General features: G+C 66.4%; 13 protein-coding genes and 1 pseudogene. 3 read left to right on the top strand and 11 right to left on the bottom strand.

All coding sequences use genetic code 11. The features are described from left to right. From GSQ89_RS21570 to GSQ89_RS21580, 3 genes and pseudogenes are all read right to left on the bottom strand, one after another. Positions 1-339: pseudogene (locus tag GSQ89_RS21570) on the bottom strand (hypothetical protein); the annotation flags it as partial. Next, on the bottom strand, positions 336-668 hold the full coding sequence (locus tag GSQ89_RS21575) for a type II toxin-antitoxin system Phd/YefM family antitoxin (protein ID WP_158929068.1): 333 nt from the start codon (positions 666-668) through the stop codon (positions 336-338). The pseudogene GSQ89_RS21570 and the gene GSQ89_RS21575, both read right to left, overlap by 4 nt. A gap of 65 nt (positions 669-733) precedes the next feature. Beyond that, positions 734-1,552: an SDR family NAD(P)-dependent oxidoreductase gene (locus GSQ89_RS21580; RefSeq protein WP_254073306.1), complete on the bottom strand. Its 819-nt coding sequence runs from the start codon at positions 1,550-1,552 to the stop codon at positions 734-736. A gap of 146 nt (positions 1,553-1,698) precedes the next feature. Here GSQ89_RS21580 and pcaF point away from each other — a divergent pair, with 146 nt between their 5' ends. Both pcaF and GSQ89_RS21590 read left to right on the top strand, forming a co-directional pair. Then, complete coding sequence (gene pcaF / locus GSQ89_RS21585) at positions 1,699-2,901, top strand: 3-oxoadipyl-CoA thiolase (protein WP_158929070.1); 1,203 nt, start codon at positions 1,699-1,701, stop codon at positions 2,899-2,901. Positions 2,902-3,006: 105 nt separating this feature from the next. Beyond that, on the top strand, positions 3,007-4,083 hold the full coding sequence (locus GSQ89_RS21590) for a tartrate dehydrogenase (RefSeq protein ID WP_158929072.1): 1,077 nt from the start codon (positions 3,007-3,009) through the stop codon (positions 4,081-4,083). A gap of 16 nt (positions 4,084-4,099) precedes the next feature. Here the strand turns inward: GSQ89_RS21590 and GSQ89_RS21595 are convergent, their stop codons facing one another. Next, a complete protein-coding gene (locus GSQ89_RS21595; RefSeq protein WP_158929074.1) occupies positions 4,100-5,302 on the bottom strand; it encodes a CaiB/BaiF CoA-transferase family protein in 1,203 nt (400 codons plus the stop codon). Between the two features lie 282 nt (positions 5,303-5,584). Between GSQ89_RS21595 and GSQ89_RS21600 the strand changes: the two genes are divergently transcribed. Beyond that, complete coding sequence (locus GSQ89_RS21600) at positions 5,585-5,986, top strand: muconolactone Delta-isomerase family protein (protein WP_158929076.1); 402 nt, start codon at positions 5,585-5,587, stop codon at positions 5,984-5,986. 18 nt (positions 5,987-6,004) lie between these two features. Here the strand turns inward: GSQ89_RS21600 and GSQ89_RS21605 are convergent, their stop codons facing one another. From GSQ89_RS21605 to GSQ89_RS38610, 7 genes are all read right to left on the bottom strand, one after another. Beyond that, positions 6,005-6,706 (bottom strand): ABC transporter ATP-binding protein, encoded by a 702-nt coding sequence (locus tag GSQ89_RS21605; protein WP_158929078.1) that lies wholly within the window; start codon positions 6,704-6,706, stop codon positions 6,005-6,007. Further along, the gene (locus GSQ89_RS21610; protein ID WP_158929080.1) at positions 6,706-7,464 is read right to left on the bottom strand and encodes an ABC transporter ATP-binding protein; all 759 of its coding nucleotides are present in this window, start codon (positions 7,462-7,464) and stop codon (positions 6,706-6,708) included. Before GSQ89_RS21610 ends, GSQ89_RS21605 begins: the two co-directional genes overlap by 1 nt. Beyond that, the gene (locus tag GSQ89_RS21615; protein WP_158929082.1) at positions 7,461-9,302 is read right to left on the bottom strand and encodes an ABC transporter permease; all 1,842 of its coding nucleotides are present in this window, start codon (positions 9,300-9,302) and stop codon (positions 7,461-7,463) included. Before GSQ89_RS21615 ends, GSQ89_RS21610 begins: the two co-directional genes overlap by 4 nt. Positions 9,303-9,304: 2 nt before the next feature. After that, positions 9,305-10,507 carry an ABC transporter substrate-binding protein gene (locus GSQ89_RS21620; RefSeq protein ID WP_158929084.1) on the bottom strand — a complete coding sequence of 401 codons (1,203 nt, stop codon included), beginning with the start codon at positions 10,505-10,507 and terminating at the stop codon, positions 9,305-9,307. Positions 10,508-10,594: 87 nt separating this feature from the next. Further along, complete coding sequence (locus tag GSQ89_RS21625) at positions 10,595-11,170, bottom strand: amino acid synthesis family protein (protein WP_158929086.1); 576 nt, start codon at positions 11,168-11,170, stop codon at positions 10,595-10,597. Beyond that, a complete protein-coding gene (locus GSQ89_RS21630) occupies positions 11,167-11,625 on the bottom strand; it encodes a hypothetical protein (protein ID WP_216856307.1) in 459 nt (152 codons plus the stop codon). Before GSQ89_RS21630 ends, GSQ89_RS21625 begins: the two co-directional genes overlap by 4 nt. Then, positions 11,612-11,833 (bottom strand): hypothetical protein (locus tag GSQ89_RS38610; protein ID WP_216856308.1); only part of this gene is annotated, 222 nt, incomplete at its 5' end. The genes GSQ89_RS38610 and GSQ89_RS21630, both read right to left, overlap by 14 nt.

Consider the following 11,833-nt stretch of genomic DNA (forward strand, 5'->3'; position numbering starts at 1 on the left):
CAGCAGGGCGTCCGGCTGTGAAAATGTGTAGTTGGCCTTCTGCCCCTCCCACACCAGCCAGCGCCATCGCAGCAAGGTACGCTCGCCGACCTCCAGGATCCGCTCACCGAACCATGGCAGCAGACCGTCCCGTAGCCACGCCTCCAGTTCGGCGCGAAATTCCGGGTTAGGCGCACGTTCGATCCCGAAGCGGATTTCGGCGACACTAAGACGGCTAAGGTAGCACGCGACCGGCGGCACGCGCGTTGCCCAATCCCGGACTCCGGGGGCGCAGCGCGCACCCTTCCGCAATTCCGACACCACGTTGGTATCGATCAGCCAGCCACGCGCGGTGGTCACGGCTCAAAGACAGGCGCGTCACGCACCGGCGAACGCTCACGGACCAGGACATCGTCGAAGTTGTCCAGATGCGCGAATGGGCTGTCCGCGAACAGGCTGGCCAAGGTAGGCCGGGTCGCGGCAGGCGCCAGACGCGCATAGTCGGCCGCCGACAGGATCACCACCGCCGGGCGGCCGCGCACGCTGACATGCTGGGGCGTTCCGCGCTCCGCCAATTTGACCACTTCGCTGAACCTCGCCTTCGCGTCTTCCAGCTTCCAGGATGCGGCCCCAGGATCAAGGGCCGCATCGGCGGATCGTTGATCCCGAGGCGGTTGTACCGGGAACATCGTAACAAATCCTTACTGACCAGACTAGTCAGATAGGGCTTTCAGCGAATTTTTCCAATGAATATTCACGGCATCGCCGCGGTGCTGCCGCCGTCGACGACGATTTCGGTCGCGGTGATGAAGCGGGCCTCATCCGACGCCAGGAACAGCACCGCATGTGCCACATCCCAGGAATCGCCCATATGGCCCATCGGCACCGCCGCGTTGCGCGCGTCGATCAGCTTCTGCGGGTCGTTCCCGCCGACGGTGCGCGCCAGGCGATACTCCACCAGCGGCGTGTGCATCAGGCCCGGCACCACGGTGTTCACCCGGATGCCCTGCTTCGCGTAGGTCCCCGCCACCGACCGCGAAAGCTGGATCACTCCGGCCTTCGACGCACTGTAGCCCACGTGCGACCGCCCGCTGAGGAAGTCGTTCCGCATGCCCGCCACCGAGGCGATATTGACGATCGCCCCCTTACCCTGCCCAAGCATCACCGGGATCACATATTTGCAGCCGAGGAACGCGGTTTTCAGATTGAAGTCGATCTGCCGGTCCCAGACCTCTTCGTCCATCGCGACCGGATCGCCGGGCGCTGACCCGCCGACATTGTTGACCAGGATATCGATCCGCTTGAACCGGTCGAGGCAGCCCTGCACCATCTCCCGCACATCGGCGGCGATCATCATGTCGCAGCGATGGGTGGCGCAGGTGCCGCCTTCGGCCTCGATGATGGATTTAGTCTCGGCCATCGCCTCTTCGTTGATGTCCAGCAGGAACACCGATGCGCCCTGACGGGCCAGCAGGATCGCCGTCGCCTTGCCGTTGCCCCAGATCTTGGCCCCGGTCGGGCCGACAGACCCCGCCCCCGCGACGATCGCCACTTTTCCCGTCATATCCAGCATGTTCGTTCCCTCCGATCGAATGGCGTCCAGTTAACCCCGTTCGGAATCGAAGGCCAACCGCCCCCGATCTGGTGCGGCGGTTCATGACGGTCTACACATCCAGCCCGACGTCTCGCGATCCAACAAACCCAGGGGGAACCTCGTCCATGGCCGAAGCATACATTTGCGACTACACCCGCTCCCCGATCGGCCGTTATGCCGGTGCGCTGAGGGACGTCCGCACCGACGACCTCGCCGCCCACCCAATACGAGCGCTGGCCGCCCGTAACCCCGGCATCGACTGGGACGCGCTGGACGACAGCATTTTCGGCTGCGCCAACCAGGCCGGTGAGGACAACCGCAACGTCGCCCGCATGGCCGTGCTGCTGGCCGGCCTACCCGCCTCGGTTCCCGGGTCCACCATCAACCGCCTGTGCGGATCGGGCCTGGACGCCGTCGGCACCGCCGCGCGCGCCATCAAGTCCGGCGATGCCCATCTGATGCTGGCCGGCGGCGTGGAAAGCATGACCCGGGCACCGTTCGTCATGGGAAAGGCGACCGAGTCCTTCTCCCGGTCGGCGGAGATCTACGACACCACCATCGGCTGGCGCTTCGTCAACAAACTGATGCAGAAGGCGTACGGCACCGACTCCATGCCGGAAACCGGCGAGAACGTGGCCGAGGAATTCCAGATCTCCCGCGCCGACCAGGACAAGTTCGCCTACGCCAGCCAGCAGCGTGCCAAGAAGGCCCAGGACAGCGGGTTCTTCGCCAAGGAGATCACCCCAGTCACCATCAAGGGCCGCAAGGGCGACACCGTGGTGGAGCACGACGAGCACCTCCGCCCCGACACCACGCTGGAAATGCTGGCGAAGCTGAGGACTCCGTTCCGCGATCCGGGCACGGTGACCGCCGGCAACGCCTCCGGCGTCAACGATGGGTCTGCCGCGCTGATCCTTGCGTCCGAGGAAGGCGCCAAGCGCCACGGCCTGACCCCGCGTGCCCGCGTCGTCGCCATGGCCACCGCCGGCGTCCCGCCGCGGATCATGGGCATCGGCCCCGCCCCGGCGGTGCAACGCCTGCTGGCCAAGACCGGCCTGTCGATCAACGACATCGACATCATCGAGCTGAACGAGGCCTTCGCCAGCCAGGGCATCGCCGTCCTGCGCCAACTCGGCCTGTCCGAGGACTCCGAACACGTGAACCCGCATGGCGGCGCCATCGCCCTCGGCCACCCGCTGGGCATGTCCGGCGCCCGCCTCGCCCTGACTGCCGTCAACGCGATGGAGACGCTCGGTGCCAAGCGCGCGATTGCCACGATGTGCATCGGCGTCGGCCAGGGCATCGCCGCGCTGATCGAGCGGGTCTAGCATCCAATCGCACCCGGTCGCGTCCGAACGCGATCGGGCGCGCGGGGTTGGTTCCACCGCCGACACGCGCTACGAACGGCCCCCACGACAACAGGGAGCCGTTCCATGACCCGCAGCTATCGCATCGCCTCCGTCCCCGCCGACGGCATTGGCCCAGAGGTCATCGACGCCGGCTTGGAAGTGCTGGAGGCGGTCGCCGCACGCGATGGCGGGTTCAAGCTGAACGTCGATCACTACGGCTGGGGCTCAAATTGGTACCGCAAGCACGGCGAATTCATGCCCGCCGACGGCCTGGCCTGGCTGCGCACGGCGGACGCGATCTATTTCGGCGCCGTGGGCGATCCGAACATCCCCGACCATATCTCGCTCTGGGGCCTGCGCCTGCAGATCTGCCAGGGCTTCGACCAATACGCCAACGTCCGTCCCACCCGCATCCTGCCCGGCGTCACCTCGCCGCTGCGTGACGTCGGTACCGGCGATCTGGACTGGGTGATCGTGCGGGAAAACTCCGAGGGCGAGTATGCAGGCCAAGGCGGTCGCACCCATCGCGGCCTGCCGGAGGAAGTCGCGACGGAGACAGCGATTTTTACCCGCCGCGGTGTCGAACGCATCATGCGCTTCGCCTTCGACATCGCCCGTTCCCGTCCCCGCAAGCACCTGACCGTGGTGACGAAATCGAACGCGCAGCGCCACGGCATGGTGTTCTGGGATGAGATCGCGACCCTGGTCTCGCACGACTACAAGGACGTGACCTGGGACAAGGAACTTGTGGATGCGATGACGATGCGGATGGTGCGCAAGCCCAAGACGATCGATACGGTCGTGGCGACCAACCTGCACGCTGATATCCTGTCCGACCTGGCGGCAGCGCTGGCCGGGTCACTGGGGATCGCGCCGACCGGCAATATCGACCCGGAACGGCGCAGCCCGTCCATGTTCGAGCCGATCCACGGCAGCGCCTTCGACATCACCGGCAAGGGCATCGCCAATCCGGTGGCGACGTTCTGGACCGGGGCGATGATGCTGGAACATTTGGGCGAGAAGCCGGCCGCGGATCTGCTTATGCGGGCGGTGGAGCAGGTGTGCGCCGCCGGCATCCTGTCGCCGGACCTGGGTGGGACGGCGACAACGAAGGACGTGACGAAGGCGGTGGTGGAGGCGGTCCGAGGAATGAACCGGTAAGCCAAAACGGCCCCGATCACCCCACCACGCCGTCCCGCCGTAGTGTCTCGATCTCTGCCACCGTCCGGCCCAAGGCCAGCAGCACGGCGTCGGTATCGGTTCCCACCCCGCCCGGCATCGCCGACGGGCCCGTGACGGACCCGTTCAGGCGGAACGGCAATCCTGGCAGCGTCATCGCCATGCTCTCCCCCGGCGCTACCGCCTGCCATACACCCCGAGCCGTCGTGTGCGGTTCGGCGACGGCCTCCGGGATCGTTCGGACGCGGCCGGCGGGCACATCGGCGGTCATCAACAGGGCCTCCCACGCGGCGGCCGGCCTTGCGGCGAATGTCGTGGACAGTTCCGTGCGCAGCGCATCCGCATGAACCAGCCGCGTTGCGCGTTCGGCGAAGCGCGGATCGGTCAGCAGGTCCCCCCGCCCGAGCGCGACACACAGCCGTCGGTATTGCGGCTCGAAATTCGCGGCCAGCGCCAGTTTGCCGTCCGCCGTATCGAACACCCCAGACGACGGACTGCCGCTCGCCGCCACATTTCCCTCCGGCCGAGGCGTCACCCCGGCATTCAGATGCGCCGAGATCGTCGAACTCATCAGCGCCTGGGCACAGTCCCACATCGACAAGTCCACACGCTGAAACCCACCATCCACGGCCCGCTGCGCCAACGCCGCCATCACCGCGAAGGCGGCATAGGCCCCGGTCGCGTAATCCACCACCGGCGGGCCGACCCGCAACGGCGCGGCCTCCTTGGTGCCAGTCACCGACATCAACCCCGACACCGCCTGGATGATATGATCGAACGCCGGCCACGCGGCGAACGGCCCGGTCTGACCGAAACCGCTGATCGAAACGAACACCAGCCTTGGGTTCAGCGCCCGCAACGAATCTTCATCGAAGCCCAGCCGGGATATGGTGCCGGGCGTCAGGTTCTCCACGAACACATCGGCGGTGCGCAGCAGGTCGCGCAGGATGGCCGACCCCTGGGGCGTCCGGATATCCACCGCCAGCATCCGCTTGCCCGCCGCCTGCGTGGCGAAACCCGCCGCCAGGCCGGCATCCCGCGCGGCGCCAGGCGGTCCCTGGGTGCGAGACCACTCGCCGCCGGGCAGTTCGACCTTGATGACCTCGGCGCCCAGCAGCCCCAGCAGATAGGAACAATACGGGCCCGCAAAGACCTGGGTCAGGTCGATGATTCGCAGGCCGGTCAGCGGTCGGGAGGGCATGGATCGTCGAGGCTCCGCGGTAAAACGCCGCAACCGGCAGGGTATTGCCTTTCCCTGCCTTCATCAAAGGTGGGGCTGCCGGCGCTTATGCCGGCCGCCATTGAACACGACACTCGACCTGCATTCCCAAGGTCGCGAAACTACGACCCGCTTCCCTCGAAGCGACGATTCGCCGCGTTGGAATCAGGACCACCAACACGGACTGTACCGCGGCAGAGCTTCGACCGCCCACGGCGCCGAGACCTCTCCGACCATCGATCACGAACAAGAGTAGAGGACAAAATGAAAGCCACGCTCGCTTCCACCCTCGCGCTGATCATCTGCCTGATGAGTGCCAGCGCCGGACACGCCCAGCCCACAACTCCACCGACGCCCACCACCCGGATCCTTGCCATCGGAACCCTAAATCCCGGTGTCGATCCGGCTTCAGTACGATCAATCCTGCCCACGGAAGTCCGCGAGGCCGTGAAGCTCTATCTGGATGGCAAGATCGACCAGTGGTTCTCACTTCAGGGGCGCAACGGCGTGGTATTCATATTAAACGTCACTGATCCTGCAACGGCCCACGAGATGCTCGAAAAACTGCCCCTGGGCCAAGCCCATCTCATGAGCTTCGAACTGCTGCCTCTCGCCCCGCTTAATCCGCTTCGCCAGTTGCAGGGCGTGAAAGCCGGTTCGCCATAAGCCGGCCACCAGGGCGCCCTACACCGCCAGATAGGCCGTCCGAACCGCCTCATCCGCGTGCAGCGCCGCCATCGTCCCGGTCCACACGATCCGCCCCTTTTCGATCACCGCCGCCCTGTCCGCGACACGGGCGGCGAAGTGCAGGTTTTGCTCCGCCAGCAGAACGGTTACGCCTTCCTGTTTCAGCGCCAAAATCGCCCCCGCCATCTCCTCCACAATCACCGGAGCCAACCCCTCGCTCGGTTCGTCCAGCAACAGCAGCCGCGGATTGCCCATCAGCGTGCGCGCGATGGTCAGCATCTGCTGTTCGCCCCCGCTCATGCGCCCACCCGCCCGTGTGCGCATCCGTCCCAGGTTCGGGAACAGCGCGAACAGCCGCTCCTCCGTCCAGGCCGGCCGGCCGTCCCGCGCCGGCTGCCGTCCAACCTCCAAATTCTCCAGCACGGTCAGATCGGTGAAGACACGACGCTCCTCCGGCACATAGCCCAACCCGGCCCTGGCGATACGATGCGGCTCCCACCCCGCGATATCGACGCCGGCGAAGTCGATACGCCCACGCGCCGGCCGAACGATCCCGATCAGCGACTTCATGGTGGTGCTTTTGCCCGCACCGTTACGCCCGAGCAGCACCATGACCTCGCCGGCTGGCAACGCGAAGGAGGCACCCTGCAAGATGTGCGCGCGTCCATAGTAGCTGTGCAGGTCATCAACGTTCAGCATCAGTGGCCGCCACTGGTCGCGCCCGACCCCAGATAGACCGCCCGCACGCGCGCATCGGATCGGATCGCTGGTCCATCACCCTCCGCGATCAGCTCCCCACGATTGAGCACCAGGATCCGGTCGGCCACCCCGAACACCACATCCATGTCGTGCTCTGTGAACAACACGGCGATCCCCCGCTGCGACGCCAGGTCGCGAGCCAGCCGCATCAGCGCCACCCGCTCCGACGGCGCCATCCCCGCGGTCGGTTCGTCCATCAGCAGCAGGGCAGGGGCGTTGGCCAGCGCGATCGCCAGTTCCAGCCGCTTCAGATCGCCATAAGCCAGCACGCCCGCCGCGCGTGATGCCTGCTCCGCCATGCCGACCTGCGCCAGCAACCCGTCCGCCTCGGCTCCGAACCAGGCAAACGCCGGCCGCAGGAATCGCCAGACCCGCCGGTGATGCGCCAGCAGCGCCACCTGCACATTCTCCCGCACGGTCATGGAGGCGAACGTGGCGGTGATCTGAAACGTCCGCCCCACCCCCAGCCGCCAGATGCGGCGCGGCGACAACCCGGTGATGTCACGCCCCTGCAACGTAACGCGTCCGCTATCCGGTGCGGTCTGCCCGTTCAGCATGTTGAAGCAGGTCGATTTCCCCGCGCCATTCGGTCCGATCAGCGCCAGCATCTCACCCGCCGCCACGCTGAACGACACATCGGCCACCGCGCGCACGCCGCCAAAGCTCTTGCTGATGCCGGCAACGTTCAGGATGGTCACGCCTCCCGCCCGCGCAGCCAAAGCCGATAGGTCGTTCCGGCGATGCCCTGCGGAAACACCAGCACCAACGCGATGATCGACAGTCCCAGCACCAGCCGCCACAGATCGGTGACCATCAGCAGCATGTCGAACAAACCCGTATAGGCGAGTGCCCCGACAACCGGCCCGGCCATGCTCTGCACCCCGCCCAGCAGCACCATCACCAATGCATCGACCGACCGGTCGATCGAGATATACGTCGGAAACACGCTGCCCTTGCTGAACGCGGCCAACCCGCCGGCCAGCCCCGCCGCCGCGCCGGCGATGACCAATGCCACCAGCCGCAACGACCCGGCGTTCAGCCCGATCGCCTCCGCCCGCAGCGCCGAATCCCGGGTGGCCCGCAATGCGTAGCCGAACGGCGCGTACAGCGCCCGCCGCAACACCAGCACACAGGCGACGCAAATCGCCAGTGTCAGCCAATAGAACACCCGCGGATTGCTCGCCCAGCCCGCGGGCCACACACCCAGGATTCCGTTGTCGCCACCGGTGACCGACACCGCCTGGAACATCACCGCCCAGACAATCTGCGCAAACGCCAAGGTCAGCATCGCCAGATAGACGCCTGACAGCCGCACCACGAAGCCGCCGAACACCAACGCCGCCAGCGCCGCGCCGAACGGCGCCACTACCAGCGCCGCCGGCATCGACAACGCCAGCCCTTTCACCGCGAACGCCGCGCCATAGGCACCCAGGCCGAACCACGCGGCATGACCGAAACTCGGCATCCCACCCGGTCCCATCATCACGTGCAAAGACGCTGCGAACAGCATCGCGACCAGCATTTCCGTCATGACGGACAGCGCGAACGGCCCGACGAACCACGGCGCCCACACGGCCAGCAGCAACGCCGCGACACCCAGCCAACGCAATGCCGGTTCGGCGGGGCGGACCAGGGCCAGCGTGTTTGCCTCACCGCGCGCCAAGGTCAGCTTGCGCCCGAGCAGCCCGTTCGGCCGCACCACCAGCACCACCGCCATAACGACGAACACCAGCACCAGCGTGATCTTCGGCAACAGCACGATCCCGAACGCCTGCAGCAGCGCGATCAGCAGGCTAGCCAGATAGGCGCCCGGCAGGCTGCCGAGACCGCCGACCACAACCACCACGAAGGCGTCGGTAATGGCGGTCAGGTCCATCTGCCCGTTGGCCGATCCGTCAGGCAATGCCAGCGCGCCGCCGATCCCGGCCAACCCGGCCCCCAGCGCGAACACCGTGGTGAACAACAGCCGCTGATCGACCCCCAGCGCGGCGACCATCTCGCGATCCTGAGTCGCCGCCCGCACCAGCGTGCCCCAACGTGTGCGGGTGAACAGCAGCCACAGCGCCAGCAGCACCAGCGGGCCGATGCCGATCATCAGCAGGTCGTAGAACGGCATCCGCTCACCGGCGATCTGCACGAAACTGCGCATCCAGGGCGGCCGGGACAACGTCAGGTCGTTGGGGCCCCACAGCTTCAGCACCAGGTCCTGCACCACCAGCACCACGCCGAACGTCGCCAGCAATTGCAGCAGCTCCGGTGCCTTATATATCCGCTGAAGTAATAAAACCTCGATCAGCACCCCAACCGCCGCGATACCCAACCCGGCCAGCACCACCCCGCCCGCGAACCACGCCGGACCACCCGGCAGCCGCGACAGGATGGTCCAGCCGAGGTAAGCCCCCAGCATATACAGCGAGCCATGCGCAAAATTGACCACCCGCGTCACGCCGAAGATCACCGTCAGTCCGGCGGCGACCAGGAACAGCGAGGACGCACTGGCCAATCCCGTCAGGAACTGGACGAGGACGAATCCCACGTTCAGGCGGGACGCATCTTCTTCACCTCGGCATCGGACGGCAGCGCGTCGGCACCGCTGACGTAGTGCCAATCGACCATCACCGGTTTGCCGTCCTTCAGCGCGGTTTTCCCGACATAGGTGCCTAACGTGCTTTGGTGATCGATCGCCCGCCAGTCTGCCGAACCGAACGGCGTGGCGAAGCTGCTGCCGGCAAACCCATCGGCCATCTTCTCGGAGTCAACCGATCCGGTCTTCTTGATGCCCGCAACAATGGCGTTGATCAGCGCGTAGCCGACCACCGATCCCATCTTCGGCTGCTCCTTGTATTTCGCCATATACGCATCAATGAACGCCTTGTTGGCCGGATCGCTGACGCTGTTGACCGGATATCCGGTCACGATCCAACCCGTCGGCGTCTCGTTACCCAGCGGATCGAGGTATTCTGGTTCGCCCGTCAGCACCGAAACGACGCCTTTCCCCTCGAACAGGCCGCGCGTGTTGCCCTGGCGGACGAAATTCGTCAGGTCGGCGCCGAAGGTGACGTTGTAGATGGCATCGGGCTTGTTCTCCGCCAGGGCGGCGACCGTCGCGCCGGCATCGATCTTGCCCAGCGCCGGCCATTGCTCGCCGACGAATTCCACGCCCGGTTGTTTCGCCGCCAGCAGCAGCTTGAACCATTTCACCGCCGACTGGCCGTATTCATAGTTCGGCGCGACGGTCACCCACCGTTTCGCCTGCAGCTTGACCGCGTCGTCGATCAGCATCGCCGCCTGCATGTAGGTGGATGGACGCAGGCGATAGGTGTAACGATTGCCCTTGTCCCAGACCAGCGCATCGGTCAGCGGCTCCCCCGCGACGAACAACTTCCTGTCCTGCCGAGCAAAATCGCTGATCGCCAGGCCGACATTGGACAGGAAGCCGCCGGCCAGCAGGTCGACTTTCTGGTCGTTCACAAGTTCCCCGGCGAGGCGGATCGCATCGGCCGGCTTGCCGGCATCGTCGCGGCTGACGACCTCGATCTTGCGGCCCAGGACACCGCCGGCGGCATTCACATGCTCGACCGCAAGCTGCCAACCGTTGCGATAGGGCACGGTAAACGCCGGAACGGCGGTGTAGGAATTGATTTCACCGATGCGGATCGGTGCGTCGCCTTGCGCCCGCACGATCGAAGGTGCTGCGACGGTGGCGGCGGAAGCGAGGAACGTCCGGCGGTACAGTTTCATTTGTTTCTATCTCCTGATTGGGATAGGGCACGACTATCCAATTTGCGATGGCAGGTTCTCACCCGCCATGACGGGCCGGGAAGCATCCTACCGCAACCCATCCTTGCCTTCGATCTGCGCCACGGTCAGGCCGCCGATACGGGGCAGCGGACGGCCGCTGTCGGTCACCACCACGGCGACCACGATCTCATCCCGCCGCGGCGCGTCCGGCACGCGGATCTCCATCGCATCGAAATGGCTGCGCACGAAGGCGGCGTCCTTGTGACCCAGCGGCACGTCGATGGCCGCCCCCAAGCCGCCGCGCTTCTTGGCGCTGGGCACCAGCGCCGCACCGCCCCCGACCGCTCGGCGCAGCGGCGCCCCCAGCTTCGGATGCAGCACCGCGGCGGCGTGCTCCAGTTCGCCGTCCGCTCCGACGATGGCGGCCTTGCCGTAGCTCTGCACATCCCCCGGCGCGATGCCCAGGGCGGCGACCGCGCGTTCGCCCAGCAGGGCGCCAAGCTGTTCGCCGATTTCCACAAGTTCGGACAGATCGTCCGACTGACGATCCACATACGGATTCCAGATCACCGCGATGGCAGCGGCCTTGCGGGTCGGCGGCCTGACGACCTGGTTGGCTTCCTGGAGCGTATCCTCGACGACGGTAAGCAGCTTGCGGATCATGCGGCCTCCAGACACGAGGGGTTAAGAACCCGAAAGCGCTTGCGCAAGGCCAGGACAGCCCCCTCGATCAGCCCGTCCCGGAGCAACATATCCGCCATCGTTTCGCCGCCGTCGAGGGCCATCTCGATCGCAGCGCCATCCAACGGCCCGACATCGAAGGTCACCGGCCGGTCGCCCAGGTCGCTCGCCGGATCGATCTCGCTGGCGGCGCGGCGGTCGATCGCGGGATGGCCAGGCAAGTCGACGGCATTGCCGACGATGGTGGCCGCCGCATCCGCCCGGGCGGCGGTCCGACCCAGGATACTGACGGAATCCGCGATCCCGAACGAAAAACTCCGCCCCCCACGCCCCTTGCAAGCTCGTCCCGACGTAGCCAACCCCCGCGCCGGATGATCGAAGGTCAGCAGGAAGGTGCTGTCCGGGGTGATCCGCCCGATCCCATCACGGTGAACCACGTCCCCATGATTTGGAAACCGGTCGCCCGTCGCGGCCGGAGTTGATCCGATCGGCTGTGCCCCACCCGCCGCGCCCGGGTTCGTCCGGATCGGCCGTGCCCCATCCGTCATGGCCGGGCTCGTCCGGATCGGCCGTGCCCCATCCGTCGCGCCCGGGTTCGTCCGGATCGGCCGTGCCCCATCCGTCATGGCCGGGCGTGTCCCGGCC

It is taken from the genome of Acidisphaera sp. S103 (assembly GCF_009765975.1).
In the GTDB taxonomy this organism is placed as follows: Bacteria; Pseudomonadota; Alphaproteobacteria; order Acetobacterales; family Acetobacteraceae; genus Rhodopila.

Excerpts from the sequence above, each read along its gene's own strand:
- GSQ89_RS21580 (WP_254073306.1), bottom strand. The coding sequence starts at position 1,552 with ATGCTGGATATGACGGGAAAAGTGGCGATCGTCGCGGGGGCGGGGTCT.
- pcaF (WP_158929070.1), top strand. The coding sequence starts at position 1,699 with ATGGCCGAAGCATACATTTGCGACTACACCCGCTCCCCGATCGGCCGT.
- GSQ89_RS21605 (WP_158929078.1), bottom strand. The coding sequence starts at position 6,706 with ATGCTGAACGTTGATGACCTGCACAGCTACTATGGACGCGCGCACATC.
- GSQ89_RS21625 (WP_158929086.1), bottom strand. The coding sequence starts at position 11,170 with ATGATCCGCAAGCTGCTTACCGTCGTCGAGGATACGCTCCAGGAAGCC.
- GSQ89_RS21590 (WP_158929072.1), top strand. The coding sequence starts at position 3,007 with ATGACCCGCAGCTATCGCATCGCCTCCGTCCCCGCCGACGGCATTGGC.
- GSQ89_RS21595 (WP_158929074.1), bottom strand. The coding sequence starts at position 5,302 with ATGCCCTCCCGACCGCTGACCGGCCTGCGAATCATCGACCTGACCCAG.
- GSQ89_RS21620 (WP_158929084.1), bottom strand. The coding sequence starts at position 10,507 with ATGAAACTGTACCGCCGGACGTTCCTCGCTTCCGCCGCCACCGTCGCA.
- GSQ89_RS21575 (WP_158929068.1), bottom strand. The coding sequence starts at position 668 with ATGTTCCCGGTACAACCGCCTCGGGATCAACGATCCGCCGATGCGGCC.
- GSQ89_RS21600 (WP_158929076.1), top strand. The coding sequence starts at position 5,585 with ATGAAAGCCACGCTCGCTTCCACCCTCGCGCTGATCATCTGCCTGATG.